General features: G+C 46.8%; 14 protein-coding genes. 11 read left to right on the top strand and 3 right to left on the bottom strand.

Annotated elements, in window-relative coordinates; all coding sequences use genetic code 11:
* The first annotated feature begins 34 nt into the window (after positions 1 to 34).
* Positions 35 to 988 carry a methylenetetrahydrofolate reductase [NAD(P)H] gene (gene metF, locus J0M30_01060; GenBank protein ID MBN8666059.1) on the top strand — a complete coding sequence of 318 codons (954 nt, stop codon included), beginning with the start codon at positions 35 to 37 and terminating at the stop codon, positions 986 to 988.
* Here metF and J0M30_01055 read toward each other — a convergent pair whose 3' ends face one another.
* On the bottom strand, positions 989 to 2992 hold the full coding sequence (locus tag J0M30_01055; GenBank protein MBN8666058.1) for a TlpA family protein disulfide reductase: 2004 nt from the start codon (positions 2990 to 2992) through the stop codon (positions 989 to 991).
* Between the two features lie 94 nt (positions 2993 to 3086).
* Here J0M30_01055 and J0M30_01050 point away from each other — a divergent pair, with 94 nt between their 5' ends.
* Entirely contained in the window at positions 3087 to 4172 is a 1086-nt protein-coding gene (locus J0M30_01050; protein MBN8666057.1) for an Omp28-related outer membrane protein, read from the top strand.
* 8 nt (positions 4173 to 4180) lie between these two features.
* Here J0M30_01050 and J0M30_01045 read toward each other — a convergent pair whose 3' ends face one another.
* Entirely contained in the window at positions 4181 to 6112 is a 1932-nt protein-coding gene (locus tag J0M30_01045) for a peptidylprolyl isomerase (GenBank protein ID MBN8666056.1), read from the bottom strand.
* A 21-nt stretch (positions 6113 to 6133) separates the two neighbouring features.
* The gene (locus tag J0M30_01040; GenBank protein ID MBN8666055.1) at positions 6134 to 7573 is read right to left on the bottom strand and encodes a DUF5106 domain-containing protein; all 1440 of its coding nucleotides are present in this window, start codon (positions 7571 to 7573) and stop codon (positions 6134 to 6136) included.
* 95 nt (positions 7574 to 7668) lie between these two features.
* Here J0M30_01040 and rlmD point away from each other — a divergent pair, with 95 nt between their 5' ends.
* The 9 genes from rlmD (at position 7669) to J0M30_00995 (ending at position 17773) form a co-directional block, all read left to right on the top strand.
* A complete protein-coding gene (gene rlmD / locus J0M30_01035; GenBank protein MBN8666054.1) occupies positions 7669 to 9090 on the top strand; it encodes a 23S rRNA (uracil(1939)-C(5))-methyltransferase RlmD in 1422 nt (473 codons plus the stop codon).
* Complete coding sequence (locus J0M30_01030; protein ID MBN8666053.1) at positions 9083 to 9790, top strand: rhomboid family intramembrane serine protease; 708 nt, start codon at positions 9083 to 9085, stop codon at positions 9788 to 9790. The genes rlmD and J0M30_01030 overlap by 8 nt, the downstream gene beginning before the upstream one ends.
* Positions 9791 to 9852: 62 nt before the next feature.
* Entirely contained in the window at positions 9853 to 10791 is a 939-nt protein-coding gene (locus tag J0M30_01025; GenBank protein ID MBN8666052.1) for a rhomboid family intramembrane serine protease, read from the top strand.
* A gap of 8 nt (positions 10792 to 10799) precedes the next feature.
* Positions 10800 to 11918: an endonuclease/exonuclease/phosphatase family protein gene (locus J0M30_01020; GenBank protein ID MBN8666051.1), complete on the top strand. Its 1119-nt coding sequence runs from the start codon at positions 10800 to 10802 to the stop codon at positions 11916 to 11918.
* 17 nt (positions 11919 to 11935) lie between these two features.
* A complete protein-coding gene (locus J0M30_01015) occupies positions 11936 to 13045 on the top strand; it encodes an endonuclease/exonuclease/phosphatase family protein (GenBank protein MBN8666050.1) in 1110 nt (369 codons plus the stop codon).
* A 268-nt stretch (positions 13046 to 13313) separates the two neighbouring features.
* Positions 13314 to 14810, top strand: coding sequence for a cysteine--tRNA ligase (locus J0M30_01010; protein MBN8666049.1), 1497 nt, complete (start codon positions 13314 to 13316; stop codon positions 14808 to 14810).
* Between the two features lie 126 nt (positions 14811 to 14936).
* Positions 14937 to 15896, top strand: a complete 960-nt coding sequence (locus J0M30_01005; protein MBN8666048.1) for a fasciclin domain-containing protein — start codon at positions 14937 to 14939, stop codon at positions 15894 to 15896.
* A 78-nt stretch (positions 15897 to 15974) separates the two neighbouring features.
* Positions 15975 to 17003, top strand: a complete 1029-nt coding sequence (locus tag J0M30_01000) for a histidine kinase (GenBank protein MBN8666047.1) — start codon at positions 15975 to 15977, stop codon at positions 17001 to 17003.
* Positions 17004 to 17008: 5 nt separating this feature from the next.
* On the top strand, positions 17009 to 17773 hold the full coding sequence (locus J0M30_00995; GenBank protein MBN8666046.1) for a response regulator transcription factor: 765 nt from the start codon (positions 17009 to 17011) through the stop codon (positions 17771 to 17773).
* The last annotated feature ends 34 nt before the right edge of the window (positions 17774 to 17807 follow it).

Here is a 17807-nt window from a genome sequence, read left to right as displayed (position 1 = left end):
CTGATTAGCTTTGCATTCAATTTTTTAACAAAGAATGAAAGTCACCGACCATATACAGCAAGCCAAAGGAACCATTGTTTCATTTGAGGTCCTACCCCCTTTGAAAGGAAAAGGCATCCAGGCCCTTTACGACCACCTGGACCCTTTGATGGAATTCAAGCCTTCTTTTATCAATGTTACCTACCACCGGAGCGAAAGCATGTTTAAAAAGAAACCGGATGGCACATTTGAGCAGGTGGAGATCCGCAAGCGCCCCGGAACCGTTGGTATTTGCGCGGCTATCATGAACCGGTATAAGATCGATGCCGTTGCCCACCTGATCTGTGGAGGTTTTAGCCGCCAGGAGACCGAAGACGCATTGATCGACCTGAACTTCCTCGGGATAGATAATGTGCTGGTACTTAGAGGCGATGCCCCCAAAAACATGAGTTTTTTTGAACCTGATCCCCATGGACACAAATATGCGATCGACCTGCTGAAACAGGTAATGAGCATGAACCGGGGCCAGTATTTGGAAGAGGACCTGAAAAGTGCCGTTTACACCAAATTCTGCGCAGGCGTGGCAGGTTATCCCGAAAAACACTTTGAGGCACCCAATCTGGATGCCGATCTGCGCTACCTGAAGGCCAAAGTAGATGAAGGCGCCGAGTACATCGTGACACAGATGTTCTTCGACAACAAAAAGTATTTTGACTTTGTGGATCGTTGCAAAGCAGCCGGTATCAATGTGCCGATCATTCCAGGACTAAAAGCCATAACGTCCAAGAAGCACCTGACTGTTTTACCCAAAACATTTCATGTAGATATACCCGATGACCTCTCCAGTGCTATTGCAGAATGTAAAAAGGATGATGAAGTAACCAAGGTCGGGGTGGAATGGCTGATCCAGCAATCCAAAGAATTAAAAAAATACGGTGTCCCCGTACTTCACTATTATACACTGGGCAAGGCCCAGGTGGTAGTAGATGTAGTGAAAGGGGTGTTTTAATTAAAACCTCGTGCTTAGCGTAACCGTTGCCCCACTCGTTGCGGGTACCGAGCGACAAACACCACCCACACAGAACAAGCCAGCACGCTGACGACCATAGGTAACCCCTAACCGGGTTCCTCCTTTGGTGTACACACCACCGATGGTGGGGTAATGAATATCGGTTACATCATAATTATATAGATCGGATAAAAAGAAGATCCATTTAGGGGCAAAACTGAATTCCGTTACCGCAGCCGCCCAATTACCCCGGTCATTTTTGGTAAACAAATGTTGCAACTCAAACCGAAGGGCTTTCTGTGGGGCAAATTGATAGGTACTGTTCCATACCACCATGGCCGCATTGATATCGGGATCTATACCTCCTTCAATGACCGATTTATTGTAAAACAGTTTATGCAGGGATAAGGTACTGTGAAAACGGCTGCTCCATTTCTTTTTCCATTCTATACTCATATCCTGAAAATATTTTTCGCCGCCACCAGCAAAGAGACTGCCATCACTGTTCAATCCCTGGTAATGGGAGAAATTCAGGCTCAATCGCCCTCCTGATTTACCACCAAGTGCAGACCCTTCGGGTAGTAGAAAGAAGAGTTCAAACTGACCTCCTGTTTCACCCAGTGACTGGGCATTGTACACATAAATATTGGTAGTAAGGTAGTCATGTTGTTTGGTAAGGGCGGGAATGAAATTGACCGGCAACAGAGAACCGCTTGCTTCGCGTTCGCCGCGGAAATCCATGTTTTGAATACCACGGTAAGTGAGGCTGAGGCCAATGTTTTTCCGGGTCCAGTTTCCATTGATCAATAGAGCCTTTCCTTTTGCCTTATCATATCCATTGAGCAAATGAGGGTCACTTCCTTTTCCAACGTATTCCACATTCAGGGAGGCAGAGGCCCCGGCGATCTCCAACCGGGCGGCACCTGATTTAACGGTAGCAGGAAAATCCGGATCAGGGCCCGTGTATTCCTGATAGCGGGAAACATAGCTTCCGCCAATCGAAACACGGGTTTTTTTCTCCGTACCTGTACCGGTCAGGTCAATGGTTCCATCTATTCCCCGAACAATGCCATTGGCTTGCTGAAAGAGTTTTCTTGGTTTGCCATACACCCCTTTCAGGTGAATAAAGGGAAGGGGTTGCAGATAAAAGGCTGCGCCTTCGAGGGCGTTGTTGATGCCGATCTGCCGGTTCTCCCAGGATCGGAAGATCAGTCCGCTTCCGAATTGTTCATAGAAATTACCCACCATTACCCCAAAGGTTTGATTTTGGTAACGGAAGTACTTATTTACCAATTTGCTTTCCTGCAGAATGGTGAATTGATCAAAGAACTGGGGCAGGGAAGGGAGATAGGATTCAAATTGTACCCCGGCGGTAAATTGTTTATAGGAATAATCCAGTTTGAGATAATTATTCGAGCCTACCCTGTCTGCTGGTAAAACTGCACCGATCTTGTTGTCCTTTTGGTAAAACTGGGTGATGGTTTCAAAACTTCCACTCAGTTGCCCGACCATCTTGTCGGTCTTTTCTTCGTTCAGATGAGCAAAAAGATCGGCCTCACTTCCAGGCAGATAACCATTTCGTTGATACACGATCTTTCCCTGGCGGATCACCAATACATGAGGGATATCATTGACATTGAGCGCACGCTTCAGGTCCTGATTGGGATCGAGATAAACTAAAAAAGGCCATCCACGTCCGGCCACAAAGGGTTTTACCCGGGCAGTTGTGCGGGCATCATCTACCGAAATGGCGATCAACTTGAAGGGCTGCTTTTTTTGCAGGTCCGCATACTGATCATGAATGGCTTCCAGTTCCTGAATACAAGGCACGCACCAGGTGGCCCAGAGGCTGACAATGACAGCCGTATCTCCATAAGAAACAAGACTTTGGAAGGGAAACTCTTCACCCCGAAGGTCACGAACTCGTACATCCGGTAATTCATTCTGACCAAAAAGGCCCAACACAGGAAGGGCCAGTAACATAAGCAGACAGATCTTTCTCATAACCCGTTGTATCTATAAAATATGTGCAATTATCCGAAGAAGAAATGGAAACACATCAAAAATTCAATAATTTAGACCCTCATACTGCTGAAACATGAGAAAATACTTCAACCTGTCTGCCTGGACATTCGTCCTGCTCTCCCTGACTTTAATTTCCTGTTCCAAAGGTGGTAGTGGTGGCACCGATACTGGTGGCAATCCTCCTCCACCTGATCAAACACTGACCGTTGTGCTGGATAAAACCACCATCAATGCCGATGGCTTTGAAGATGTGGTGGTAACAGTAAAAGACCAGAATGGCGCGGATGTAACAGCCAGTGCTTCTGTGTTTGTCAATGATATGAATCGTCCTGCCAAACGATTCTGGACAGAAACCCCTGGCACCTATAAGGTAAAAGCCCAGAAAGGGACCATCATTTCTCCCGAAGTAACCATAACAGCGGTAGATCCGGGTAATTCAGCATTTAGTCAAAAAATATTGGTGGAAGATTTTACCGGTACCTGGTGTGGCTATTGTCCCCGTGTCGGTATAAAACTGGAAGAATATACGGCGACCAAACCCAATTGTATCGTGGTTGCCAACCATGGCGGACAGGGTACAGCCGATCCCTATCTTTTCCAGTACCATTCCAGTATGGCCAGTGCGTTTCAGCTTCCTGGTTACCCGGGTGCATTGTTGAGCCGTGTTTCTTTTTGGAATGAGAACAATAGTCAGCTTGACCTTGAATTCGCGAAACGGGCACCGCTGGGTCTTGCCCTGAACACAAGCCTGAATGGAAATGATATCACTGTCAACACCAAGGTGAAATTTGATGTGACCACCTCGATTGACCTGAAACTGATTGTTTACTTATTGGAGGATGGTCTGGTCTATCCCCAGGTAAACTATGGCTACAATTATAATGGATTTACCGGAAGCCCCATCAACAACTACGTACATAATGCGGTGCTGCGCAAAACCATTACCGATGTGTATGGTGATGCCATCGATAAAAGCAAACAGGTAAAAGGTACCACTTACGAAAAATCACAAACGATCTCAATTACCGGCGCCGGGTACAATACTTCCAAGCTTCGGGTTGTTGCCTTTGTGGTTTACGGAGACGGCAACTTCCTTCAAAAGAAAGGAGTGTCGAATATACAAAGTGTAGCCGTAGGTAGTAATAAGGACTTTGATTGATTTGCAAATCACTTGCTGATTTTCGCAAACACTGCTTCGTCCACCTTAACCGGGTATTTCTTCTTCAATTCTTTCACCCAGTTGGCATCCAGTTCGGCCTGAAAGTCGTTGATGACCGCGCCTTTGGCGTCTTCAAATGACTTTGGTTCGTTCGGGGCGAAAATTTTCTTTATGTAGGCAAAAGAAGCGCTTTCATCAGCGGCATTCTTTTCAATAGAGGTTACCATATTGGGTTTTATGACCTCGTTCTTTGCCCGGGGAATCTGTCCATATTCGTAGCGTCCGGTTTCTGCTGTAATGCGGTCACCAAACTGTTTCAATATGTTTTCGTAGTCTGAAGGGTTCCTGACAATGGCGGTACGAACTTCTTCCGCGGTCTTGCTATCTCCGCAGTAAAAGATAATACCTCCGGCGCTTTCCTTCCATACATAGTCCTTTTTATGAAGGGCATAGTATTGCGCTTGTCCGGCTGTATCCGTTTGGGCAGGCGTCCATATCTTCTGCATCATCACTTCAAAGAACAAGTTGCCATCTTTGAATTCATTCATTTGCTGACGGAATTCAGGATTGAATTGTTCCAGGTTCTCTTTATAATATTCCATCGCTGCAAAGCGCTTGAAATCCTGTAAGATCTCCGGGTAGGTTTTCAGTCCGGAACCATCACGCTTGTGCCTGTTGGTTTGGGCATAGCCCATAAAATCCAGCGCGGTGATCATTCGGTTACCGATCTTAAAGAGTGGTGTTTCCGATTGAACCGAAAGGTGTTTACCTGAAAGTCTTCCATCCAGTAAGCTATCGGTATAGAGACCCAGATCGGTCATATCGAATGCGGCATCTTTCAGTCCTGCTTTGGCAACGATCTTGTTATAGAGGAGTTCCTTGGTTTGTTCAATCCGGTTGTCATTCTGCACGCGGTACTTAAGGTTCTCGGCGTATGTTTTGTCGGCAAAAGAGGCAGGCACTTCCGATTTGGAAATTCTTTTTATGATGTGATAGCCATGTGCTGTCAATACCGGTTTGCTCACGGCGCCGTCTTTTGCCAGTGAAAAGGCAGCATTTTCAAAAACGGGGTCATAGGTGCCCAGGCCAAATTCGGTCATTTGCCCACCCATGGCTGCAGAGAGATAATCATTACTGTACTGTTTGGCCAGATCACTAAATTCCGCGCCTTTTATGATCCGTTGATATAAAGAGTCGGCCAGCGCAGCGATCCGTTTTTTAGTACTGGCATCGGCTCCGGGAGGGAAGGCGAGTAGTATTTGAGCGGTACGGATACGTCCAACGGCTTTGCGTTCTCCAAGGTTTTTGAAAATATGATACCCCGAGGCAGAGACAAAGGGAACTGAATACTTACCTACCGGCGTGCCATACAGTACATTCTCCAGGGAGTAGGGCAGGGAAAAAGCCGTGAGATAACCAATATCCCCGCCATTGTTTACCACGCTTGGATCGGCGGAATACAATTTGGCCACGCTTGCAAATGGCTGGCCTTTTTGTAACATCTTATAGGCTTCCTGGATCTTTCTCCAGTTCGAATCTGTATCCTGCTTACCATTTCTGGGCAAAAAGATATGGGCGGTCCGGATATCCTTACGACTGCGTGTAAAGGCTTCGTTCATCAGTTTATTGAAGCTTTCCGGATCGGTCAGATAGTTTTGGATCACCTGGCTGCGAAGGGTACCCAATTCCTCTGTAAAGGCGGGCATTGTATCCAGGTGACGGTCGTAGGCATCGCGTACTTTGATCTTGGATTGAATAAACAGATCGAGGTAGTGACGCATGGATTTGGCCTTGTCCGTTACCGGACCGGTATTGTTCTTTTTATAAGCGGCCAGAAATTCTTTGGCGTCTACGGAGTAGGGGCCATAGGTGAATAAGGTCTGTGCCCCTGTATTGGACACGATCAATAGTGTCGCCAGGGATAGGAGGATAGTTTTCATAAATATTTTCAAAGGCGAAAATTACTGACCTTTTAACTTAAACGCAAGTACTTCATCAATCTGTTCGAGCGGTATTTTCTTGGCCAGAATCCGTTTGTCTTTGTCAAGGAGGTAGAGGGTGGGCACGGTGATGATGTCAAATAACTGAGAATAGCCGGGTATTCCCGCGCTCACACGGTTGTTTTCCTCTTGTTTGGAGTAGTAAACATGGGTCCAGTCCCAAAGATTGTGTCCTTTGATAAACTCCATCCAATCTTTCTTTGTGCCTTCCGATTCCTTGGCAATGGCATACATGGCCACCTGGTTCTTTTTCCATTTGGCCTGGTAAATGGAATCCAGTCGGGGCAGGGTTTCCTTACAATGGCTGCAGGTAGGGTCCCAGAATACAACCACCGTATAAGGGCTGTTGACTTCCTGTAAGGGCCGGAGTTTTCCGGCTGTATCGGGTAATTCGACACCGGGTGCGGGATTGCCAAGCAAATTGGCCATCAGGCTATAGGCGCGATCGAAGATCGTTTTGCGACCACGTTCGGTCAGCCAGGAGTAATTCTGTTGGGAGAAATGTTTTTCAAATAAATGGACAAATACCTTGTCCTCCCACATATATTTCTGGTTGAGATAGCGGTTGACAAATTTGACCAGCAGAAACTTCTTCATCTCTGCATTGGCAGAAGCGTAACCAAGCATCCAGTCGATCTCTTTGATGACCGAATCGGGATTGGGGTAGATCAGCTGATCAAAATACTTATCCAGTTTGGGTTCAAATACGGGGGTGCGCACTACGCGGTCATCAAAGAAGTAAACATCATCCCAAAAATGGTCTTTGAAATAATTGAAGGCAAAGGTTGAATCGTATTTCCCTCCGGGATGTTGATCGGCCGGCGGCACGGTGGGTTCTTTCATCACATGAAAGAGCAGGGTCAACAGGTCTTTGGGATTATCCTTTACATATTTTAACCGGTAATCCTGAATGGCTGTATTGGTTTCGTTGATGAATTGAGTCAAACGGGTGGAATCTGCCTTATTTGTGGCAGCGGCCAGATCCCGTTTGGCCTTGTCCATGGCCATCCCTTTTTCGTTGGTGAATTTTTGGTAAGCATTGAACCGTTGGTTCTCTGGAGAGCCGATGAATTGGATCGAATTGACCAGGTTAGCTGTATCGGTGATGACGCTGAATTTCTGTTCAGCCCCTACCATCAATTCAAAATAATTGGTCTTATCTGGATAACCGATCAGGTACAGCCCCTGATCGAGTTTTTTATTTCCTTTAAATACCCCGGTCCCTTTCTCATCGAGCCGTACAGAATCGACAATGGGTTTTGTTTTACCGTAATAATAACCGAGATAGATATATTGATTTTGAAAGGGCTTGATCGTGATCGTGATCTCATAGGCCGGGCCTTGGGCCTGCACAGCGAGTGTTAAAAGGAACAGAGATAAGAGCGTAACGAGTCGTTGCATGGGGTTTGATTCTGAACGGGTAAAGATATTCAAAAAGATGAGAATTAGCCGGGAAGGGTTGTATGGGCTTGGGGCGAAAAGTGTAGCTTTGCCGGGTGAAAAAAAGAAAGAATATTGTCCTGGAAAAGGTATTGGTAGAGGATTATGCGGCGGAGGGTAAATCCCTGGCCAGGGTGGAGGGGAAAGTGATCTTTATAGAGCGGGTTGTGCCCGGCGATATCGTGGATATCCGGTTGGGTAAGAACAAGAAAGATTGGGCGGAAGCCCACCCACTCCGGTTTCATGCTTACTCCCCCGACCGGGTGGAGCCTTTTTGTACGCATTTTGGGGTTTGTGGTGGATGCCAATGGCAAATGCTCCCCTATGAGCGGCAGCTGGCCTACAAACAACAGCAGGTAGAGCAGGCCTTGCGCCGAATCGGGAAGGTGGAAATACCTGCTTTAATGCCGATTGTTGGTGCCGCGGATACCCGTTATTACCGCAATAAACTCGAATATACTTTTAGCACCCGGCGATATGTTCCCGGGCCAGATTTTGATCCCGATGCGGAACAATCGGTAACAGGCGCTGCGGGTTTTCATGCCCGTGGTTTTTTTGATAAGGTGGTAGAGATTGATACCTGTCACCTGCAACCCGAGCCTACCAATGAAATTCGCAAAGCCATTGAGGGATATGCCAAACAGCATGGGTTGACCTTCTATGATTTCAAAGCGCATACAGGTTTACTCCGGAATGTGATGGTGCGCATCACCCGCACAGGTCAGGTGATGGTCAATCTGGTTTTGGGTTATGAAGACGTTTCCATCCGGACCGGACTGCTCGACTATCTGCTGGAAAAAGTACCGGCGATCAACACCCTGCTGTTTACTATCAATACCAAGTTCAACGACAGCATCTATGACCTGTACCCACAGGTGTATACAGGAGAAGGACATATCATCGAAACGCTGGAAAATTTTCAGTTTCGTATCGGTCCTAAATCCTTCTTTCAAACAAATACACGACAGGGGGAAAGACTTTATCAGGTAACGCGTGAATTTGCCGAACTTACCGGAAAGGAAACGGTATATGATCTTTATTGTGGTACCGGAAGCATCGGCATCTTTGTCAGTCAGGGCGCAGCGCAGGTGATCGGTGTTGAAGTAGTGGAAGAAGCCATTGTGGATGCGCGTATCAATGCGGAAATAAACGGTATCGCCCATGCGAAATTTTTTGCCGGGGATGTGATCAAAGTTTGTGATGATGCTTTTTTTGCTGCCCATGGCCGGCCGGATGTGATCATAACTGACCCTCCCCGTGCCGGTATGCATGAAAAACTGGTGCGTAAGATCCTGGATATGGAGGCCCCTTTAGTGGTTTATGTAAGTTGTAACCCGGCCACGCAGGCTCGCGACCTGCAATGGTTGGATGAGAAATATGCAGTTACCAAAGTGCAACCGGTGGATATGTTTCCCCATACCCATCATATTGAAAATGTGGTACAATTAAAACTGAAAAGCCTTTTAGCCAATGAGTAATTTTCGATATACACGTCCGGAGGCCTTTCCGCCCGTGGTGAAAAATCTGATCATCATCAACATTCTGTTCTATGTTGCGCAAATGATCTATGATAAGGATGGAAGTCTGACCCAACTCCTGGCCCTCCATCCCATCGAGTCACCTTATTTCCGGATCTATCAGGTGGTGACCCACATGTTTGTGCATGCACATGACTTTATGCATATCCTTTTCAATATGCTTTCGTTGTGGATGTTTGGACGGGTGATTGAAACCTATGTAGGCTCCAAGAAGTTCTTGACACTTTATATCATTTCCGGACTGTCGGCAGCGGCCCTGCACCTCGGAATCCAGTATTTTGTCTATGATTTTGATGCGCTTTGGGCTCAGGCTGTTCAGTATGACCCCGAAACCCAGATCGACCAGATCAGGTCCATCCTGGGCCCCGTTGCACCTGCGGTGGGCGCTTCAGGGGCGGTAATGGGGGTATTGGTGGTTTTTGGCTATCTGTTTCCTAATACAGAACTCATGTTGCTCTTCTTTCCTGTACCCATCAAGGCCAAGTATTTTATCCCCGGCTTGGTGGCGATCGACCTGTTTGGGGGTATTTACCGGGTTCCCGGAGACAATATCGCCCACTGGGCCCACCTGGGTGGGGCGGTTGCGGGTTTTATCATTGTCCTTTACTGGAACAAAACCAATCGCAATACGTTATACTAAAGAAAGAATTTACCAGGGAAGCACTCCCGAATTTCTAAATTTGTAGCTGGAAAATCGAACGCATGAACTATTACGAGCAAAAGAGCCGGCGTAGCCGGTTTATGGGTGACCTGGGGAATAATTCACTGATCATGCTAATCAGCATCCTGTTGGTGGTGTTCGTGATGTTTAGTATGGTGAATATTTTTTATTTCTTTTCCTATCCGGTGTCTGAAGCCCGGGTTCATTTCTATAACGATATTTATGTAAACCTGGCTTTGCCCGCTTCCTTTGGGGAGTTTATCCGTAAGCCCTGGACCCTGATCTCCTACATGCTCTATCATTTTGAAGTGTGGCACCTGATCGGCAACCTGATCTGGCTTTGGGTTTTTGGCTATTTACTTCATGACCTTACCGGAAACAGAAAGGTCATTCCCATTTTTATTTATGGCGGACTGGGTGGCGCGTTGGCTTTTATGCTCACCTATAATTTCATCCCGGCCCTTTATGGGGAAGGGATCGGGAATGTGAATATGGTTGGCGCATCCGCCGGTGTCATGGCCATCGCTATTGCCATCACGGTCATAGCCCCCGGATATCGCTTGTTTACATTCATCAACGGGGGGATTCCTCTCTGGGTTATCACCCTCATCTTTATCGTAATCGACCTGGCCATGTTGCCGCGTAATAACCATGGGGGCCACATTGCGCATATTGGTGGTGCCCTTACCGGTTATTTGTTCATGGTATTTTACCGAAGGGGATATGATGGAAGTGTGTGGATGAATAATCTGTATGACTGGGTTCTCAATCTGTTTAACCCCGATAAACCTTCCCGTAAGGCGAAACCAATGAAAGAGCAGTTATTTTACAAATCTGGTTCTGCTCCCTATTCCAAAACCCTGAACCTTACCCAGCAACGGGTGGATGAAATTCTGGAGAAGATCCATCAAAAGGGATATGATTCACTTACCAACGAAGAAAAGGAATTGCTCAAGCGCGCCAGTAAAGAAGATTTGTAACTTTACCTATGGCCCCTTTTCTCCGCAAGTCGGTTAAGCGCATACTCTACCTGCTTTACTTCATTTTATTGCTGCTTTTCCTGCTTTCCATTCTGGCGCCAGTTTCTAATCCTTCCAAATATTGGGTTATAGGTGTCCTTGGACTTGCGTTTCCAATCCTCTTTGCCATGGTGTTTCTCGCCACTTTATTCTGGGCCCTGCTTCGCAAACGAGTTGCCTGGGTGGGTTTGGTGGCCTTACTGCTGAGTTGGAAAAGTGTCGGGGTGAGTATTGCCTTTCATTCATCCGGGGCCTTTCAGGAAAATAAGGAGCCTGCCTCGGTAAGGGTTGTCAGCTGGAATGTGGCAAGGTTTACTGAATGGAAAAGAAACAATAACAAAGGCAGTCAGCAACGATTGAAGATACTGGATCAAATAAAGCAATACGGTGGAGATATTGTTTGCCTGCAGGAGTTTTTTCATTCCCCCGATTCCATGTATTACGATAATATTTCTGAGATACGTGAAATGGGTTATCCCTATCATTATTTTTCCTATGACCCCGATGGTTGGAGACAATATATCGGGTGTGTGGTATTTTCCAAATACCCGATCGTGGATTCTGGATTGGTTCGGTATTTCAGGCCATCCATGCCCGAAGCTTTGTTATATGTGGATGTAAAAACCGGCGCGGATACCATACGCGTTTTTACCACCCATCTGCAATCCGTTCAATTTCGGAGAAATGATTATGAGGCCATAGAAAAAGTAACCCAGGTGGAGGACAGTCTTTTACTCTATAGCCGAACCGTATTGGGGAAAGTTAAGAAGGCCCTGGTATTGCGGAGCAGTCAGGCCCGAGTGGCCCGCAGCATCATGGATAATAGTCCATATCCTTCGGTGATCTGTGGCGATTTCAATGATATACCTAATTCATTTACCTATCATACCATACGTGGTGAAATGCAGGATGCCTTTTTGGAAAAAGGGAGGGGGATCGGGCGTACCTATTCCTCCCTGTCACCCACTTTACGTATTGACTATATCCTGGCCGATAAACAATTTGAAGTAAAACAGGTACAGCGATTGATCAAACCCACTTCTGATCATTACATGCTAAGGGCCGACCTGGTTTTGCAAAAGGACTGATCTCCGTATCTTGTATCATGTTTCAGCGAATCCGAAACCTGTTCAAGTGGCTTGCCCTGCTGGGGTATGGAATTGTCCTGCTCCTCTATATTGCCACTTTGCTGGTGGCCTATCTGGGCGATTATTGGTGGTTTCCTTCTTTACTTACCTACGGCTTTCCTTTTTTAACGCTGCTCCTCCTTTGTTTTGTGGTATACTGGTTGTTGTTAAAAAGAAAGATACCGGCTCTTGCCGGGTTGCTGGTGCTGCTGTTTGGGTGGAAAAGTCTTTTTTCAATCTATGCCTTTGGAGGCAGCGATGCACCCACTACCGAACGCGATAGTTCATCCATACGGGTACTTACCTGGAATGTGATGCGAATGGTAGGAATAGAAGGAAGCCAGGAAGAAAAGAACCAGACCAAGCAAAAGGCCCTGAAGCTTATTTTGTCCCAGCAACCGGATGTGATCTGTCTGCAGGAATTTGTAAACGGCGCAGCCCATACGGCTTTTTCCATCCTGCCCTATATGAAGGATTCGGCCGGCTATCCCTATATGGTTTTTGCTCCCGACTTTGAATGGTTTGATGGAACTATCCATCAAGGGGTGGTTATTTTTTCCCGGTTCCCAATACTTGATTCGGCCCGGATAAGATTTCCCGCTCCCACCACCCCGCAAAGCCTGATCTATGCCGATATCCAAAAAGGGAAGGATACCTTTCGCGTTTATACCGGGCATCTTGAGTCATTTCGCTTTAGTTCCAGCGATTATGAAGACATTAATCAGGCAAAAAAGGGCTCGGTGAAGAAGGTCAGGTTGATCAGGAAGGTCAAATGGGCCACTGAGCACCGCGGTATCCAGGCCCGGATGATACGGGATGAAATGAAGAAAAGCCCTTATCCCACGATCTTTTGCGGAGACCTGAATGATGTACCCGCTTCAAATACCTATTTTACTGTTCGCCAGGACAGGATCGACGCATTTTTGGCAAAGGGCAAGGGCCTGGGCAGGACCTTTACCCGGATATCGCCCACCCTGCGTATCGACCATATTTTCGCCGATCCGGCATTTGAAGTAAACAGGGTGTACCGGCTCAAACAGCGGTTGTCAGATCACTATGGCCTTGTCGCCGATCTGAAATTAAAATAATCCTTTGTGCCCTTTGTGCACCCTTTGTGCCCTTTGTGCCTCCTTTGTGTCCTTCGTGTCCTCCTACGCAGGTCTGGCGTAGGAGGACACGAAGGACACAAAGGAGGCACAAAGGGCACAAAGAGAAAAATTCCTATATTTGATGCATGGGCATCACTTATCATTTACACCGCTCCTTCGCTAACGGATGTTGTTGTTGTTAAAACAACCCCGAACCCCCATTCTTTTCTATTTTTGCACTCGATTTTTCACCTGAATCCATTTTTGTATGTCCTCGCTTAAAATATATAATTCCTATTCCCGTACTAAAGAACCATTTGAATCCCTGGTGCCTGGTCATGTGGGGATGTATGTGTGCGGACCCACGGTGAGTGGAGAAAGCCATCTGGGTCATGCCCGCCCATATATAACGTTTGATGTGGTTTACCGCTATCTCAATTACCTGGGGTACAAAGTGCGGTATGTACGCAACATTACCGATGCCGGTCATTTTGAGGAGGAGGGAAGGGAGGCTGAAGACAAGATCTCTAAGAAGGCTGTTTTGGAAAAACTGGAACCCATGGAGCTGGTACAGAAATATACCAATCTGTTTCATTGGGCCATGAAGCGTTTCAATAATATTGAACCCAGTATTGAGCCAACCGCCACCGGTCATATTGTAGAGCAGATAGAAATGATCAAAAAGATCATTGCGGAAGGGTATGCCTATGAATCAAATGGCTCTGTTTATTTTGATGTGAGCAAATACGCTTCTTCCTACGACTATGGCAAACTGAGTGGCCGTGTGATGGATGACCTGCTGGAGACTACCCGGATCCTGGAAGGCCAGGAGGAGAAACGCAATAAAGCGGATTTTGCCTTATGGAAAAAGGCAGCCCCCGAACACATCATGCGCTGGCAAAGCCCCTGGGGTGTTGGTTTTCCCGGCTGGCATATTGAATGCTCGGCCATGGCCACCAAATACCTGGGTGTTCAATTTGATATTCATGGTGGCGGGATGGATCTTCAGTTTCCCCACCATGAAAGCGAGATCGCACAAAGTACCATTTGCAATCATGCCAATCCTGTTCGTTATTGGATGCACAATAATATGATCACCATCGACGGTAAGAAGATGGGGAAGAGTTATAACAACGTGATCAAGCTGACCGAATTGTTTAGCGGCGACCATCCGGCGCTTGAAAAAGCCTATCACCCCATGGTGATCCGCTTTTTTATCCTGCAAACCCAATACCGCAGTACGTTGGACTTTAGCAATGAAGCCCTGCAGGCTGCTGAAAAGGGACTGCGACGGTTGTGGGACGCTTACGAAAAATTACAGGGGCTGACCTACGAAAAAACGGAGACTGGTTCCGATGCCGAACAGGACAAACGCATCAACCGCTTATTGGATGAGCTGGATGATTTCATGAATGATGATTTTAATACCGCCAAGGTGTTGGCCAATATATTTGAACTGGTACCTCTGATCAATTCAATGAAAGATAAGACCATTTCGACCGGGGTGATTTCTCCTGAAAGTTTTCAGCGGTTAAAGGTTCAGCTCAGGCTTTATCTGGAAGACATCCTTGGTTTACAGTCAATTTCCGGCTCGGACAATGACAAGTTGGAAAAGGTATTGCAGTTGCTGATGGATATTCGCAAGGAGGCCAAAGGGCGAAAGGATTTTACCATGTCGGACAAGATCCGGAACCAATTGTCTGAGGTAGGTATCCTTTTGAAGGATGAAAAGGACGGTGGAACCTCTTTTTCCATCGAATCCTGAGAACCTGCTTCCACAGATTCACTCCCCCATACTGACAGTTCACACCTTATATGGACGGCTCACTCCTTGTAGCCGTCCTTTTTCTTTTGGCTGTTGTTGATAGATTAAACAAAAAAATCAACAACTATGAATCTGAAAAAGCATTTCCTCCGCGCCGGTTTAATCCTGCTGGGGAGCGCCTTTATCCTTACCAGCTGTGATAAAGATGATGAAACCCCTGCCTCCAACACCATTGCGGATATTGTAGTAAGTAATGCCAATTACAGTTTGCTGGAGCAAGCTGTGGTAAGAGCCAATCTTGCTGCTACGCTGAGTGGAACCGGACCATTTACCGTATTTGCACCCGATGATGCCGCCTTTGCTGCCTCGGGTATTAACGCAGCCGCCATCACGGCACTTACACCGACCCAGTTGCAGACCCTCCTGCTTTATCATACCCTGGGTTCCGAGATCAAGGCTGCCAGTGTGCCTGCCGGACCCAATGCCAAAGTAACCACTGCCAGTGGCGACTCTGTATTCGTTACCCGGAATGCCTCTGGTGTATACATCAACGGTATTAAGGTGCAAACCGCTGATATTGACGCCGATAATGGTGTGATCCACAGCATTGGCCGTGTATTGAATCCCCCGGTGGGAAATATCGTGGAAACCGCGGTTGCTTCCGGACTGGATTCCCTGGTGAAAGCTGTACTGCGTGCTACCAATGGCCCCGGTGGAGATCCTACCCTGGCAGGTACCCTTAGCACGGCTACCCTGACCGTATTTGCTCCTACCAATGCAGCCTTTACACAACTGCTTGGTGCTCTGTCGCTCACCAATATCAATGATATCCCCATGCCTACCTTGTTGGCTGTATTACGTTACCATGTGGTGGCTGGAAGGGCTTTCTCTTCCGATCTGGCCAATGGCAACCTCGGCATGCTGGCCGGTGGCAATACCACTATCAACCTGACCAATGGTACAGGGGGTGGACCTACCGTAACTGGTAGCGGAAACGGAGGTAATGGTTCGAATATTACCGCCACGAACATTGTATGTCGCAACGGTGTTGTACACCTGATCGACCGTGTTCTGATCCCGTCATAATTGGGCGGTCCATTATATACCCCTGTGGAAAACCAGTCAGTCCCGCCATTGGCGGGACTGACTTAATTCGAAACTAACATGTTCCAGCATAAACACCGATATCTGTTCATATTGCTACTGGCCTCGTACACATTCCTGAATACGGTTTTGTGCGATGTGTATCACTATTTTCAAATCGATATCGAGTGGTACTATGCCTTCCTGACCATTGGAGCGATTACTTTTTTTTCCTGGGAACTCAATCGATTGGCAGAACCTCTGGTGAGGAAAAAATTTCCGGTACACGCGAATCGTTGGGTATTTCTTAGCTCCCTGTTTGGGACAGGTCTTTTTCTTTCCAGCATTGCAACCTTCCTCGTTGTGTACCTGGTGGGAAATGTGATTCACGGTTATACCTGGGCGCAAAATGCCAATCCGCTGAAATTAAACCTGATCTATGCCGGCCTGATCAATCTCTTTTTTCACCTGCTTCATGCGATCTTCTTATTTTTTAAGGCGTATAAGAAACAATGGGCCGAGTCGGAAGAATTGAGAAAGGCCCGAAGCCAGGCCGAGATCCAACTGGTGAAAAGCCAGATCAACCCGCATTTTCTTTTCAATAGCCTCAATGTGTTGTCCAATATGGTGATGAAGGATAACCCGGATGCCAACCGCTTCATTGAGGAATTTTCAAAGGTTTACCGCTATGTACTCAATAATCACGAAAAAGAAGTGGTTGAGCTTCGATCTGAACTGGAGTTTATTGAGCCCTATATATTTCTGCTTCAGCAACGATTTGCCTCGGCATTGGAGGTGGAGATAAATATTCCGGAAAAATATAATAGCTATTATGTGGTGCCCGTGGCTTTGCAAATGCTGATCGAGAATGCCGTAAAACATAACATTGTATCAAGAAATAAACCACTGCGTATCGAATTGCATGCCAATGGGAAACAAACTTTGGTCGTAAGAAATAATTTACAACCCAGGCAGGAGCCTGCCTCTTCCAACCAGATCGGGCTGCAGAATATTATCAAACGCTATGAACTTATCGGTCAGAATGACGTTATCGTTCGGAGAACCGAAGAGTATTTCGAGGTGGAACTTCCATTGCTGAATTTAAATTAGCCCTTATGCGAGTGGTCATAGCCGAAGATGAGTTACCGGCGGTAGAGCGTTTGCATACGCTGATAAAGGACTTTGATCCCACGATTCAGATCGTAGCATCGCTGGATAGTGTAGAAGATCTGGTGCAATGGTTGAAGGTACACCCACACCCGGATCTGTTGTTGCTTGACATTCATTTGTCTGACGGGCATAGTTTTGAGATTTTCCGCCGCATCAATTATACCGGTCCCGTTATTTTCACTACCGCTTTTGATCAATATGCGCTGGAAGCCTTTAAGGTTTTCAGTATCGATTATATTCTAAAGCCTGTAAGTCGCGAATCCCTGGCAAGGGCCATTCAAAAATTCAGGACGATCACGGGTGTTCAGGCCTCTCCTGATTATGCCCGTCTGGTGGAAGCGTTGAAGAAGCCAAATTACAAAGACCGATTTCTGGGTAAATCCGGGTCTAAACTCTATTTCATTGAAGCGGATGAAGTGGCCTATTTTCAGGCAGACAACAAGATCGTTTACCTCGTGGATAAAAAGGGTAACAAATTCATTGTCAACCATACGCTTGACAAATTGCAGGATGAACTGGATCCCCGCCAGTTCTTTCGGTTAAGCCGTCGCGTTATTGTGCGAATCTCCGCCATTGAGCATGTAAAGCCCTATTACAATAACCGCTTGAAAGTAGCGGTGAAAGGAAATGGGGAAGATCGGTCAGAGGACCTGGTTATCAGTCGCGAACGTGTGGCTGAATTTAGAAATTGGGCCGCCGGTCAATGCTGATCGTCTGATGTTTTTCTCTTAATTTTAGGGAACC

Source organism: Chitinophagales bacterium (genome assembly GCA_017303415.1).
In the GTDB taxonomy this organism is placed as follows: Bacteria; Bacteroidota; Bacteroidia; order Chitinophagales; family Chitinophagaceae; genus SpSt-398.
The sequence above is the reverse complement of the archived record's forward strand: the minus strand, read 5'-3'. Positions and strand labels throughout refer to the sequence as shown.

Coding starts and splice junctions, on each gene's coding strand:
- metF (MBN8666059.1), top strand. CDS start 35: ATGAAAGTCACCGACCATATACAGCAAGCCAAAGGAACCATTGTTTCA.
- J0M30_01055 (MBN8666058.1), bottom strand. CDS start 2,992: ATGAGAAAGATCTGTCTGCTTATGTTACTGGCCCTTCCTGTGTTGGGC.
- J0M30_01050 (MBN8666057.1), top strand. CDS start 3,087: ATGAGAAAATACTTCAACCTGTCTGCCTGGACATTCGTCCTGCTCTCC.
- J0M30_01045 (MBN8666056.1), bottom strand. CDS start 6,112: ATGAAAACTATCCTCCTATCCCTGGCGACACTATTGATCGTGTCCAAT.
- J0M30_01040 (MBN8666055.1), bottom strand. CDS start 7,573: ATGCAACGACTCGTTACGCTCTTATCTCTGTTCCTTTTAACACTCGCT.
- J0M30_01030 (MBN8666053.1), top strand. CDS start 9,083: ATGAGTAATTTTCGATATACACGTCCGGAGGCCTTTCCGCCCGTGGTG.
- J0M30_01025 (MBN8666052.1), top strand. CDS start 9,853: ATGAACTATTACGAGCAAAAGAGCCGGCGTAGCCGGTTTATGGGTGAC.
- J0M30_01020 (MBN8666051.1), top strand. CDS start 10,800: ATGGCCCCTTTTCTCCGCAAGTCGGTTAAGCGCATACTCTACCTGCTT.
- J0M30_01015 (MBN8666050.1), top strand. CDS start 11,936: ATGTTTCAGCGAATCCGAAACCTGTTCAAGTGGCTTGCCCTGCTGGGG.
- J0M30_01010 (MBN8666049.1), top strand. CDS start 13,314: ATGTCCTCGCTTAAAATATATAATTCCTATTCCCGTACTAAAGAACCA.
- J0M30_01005 (MBN8666048.1), top strand. CDS start 14,937: ATGAATCTGAAAAAGCATTTCCTCCGCGCCGGTTTAATCCTGCTGGGG.
- J0M30_01000 (MBN8666047.1), top strand. CDS start 15,975: ATGTTCCAGCATAAACACCGATATCTGTTCATATTGCTACTGGCCTCG.
- J0M30_00995 (MBN8666046.1), top strand. CDS start 17,009: ATGCGAGTGGTCATAGCCGAAGATGAGTTACCGGCGGTAGAGCGTTTG.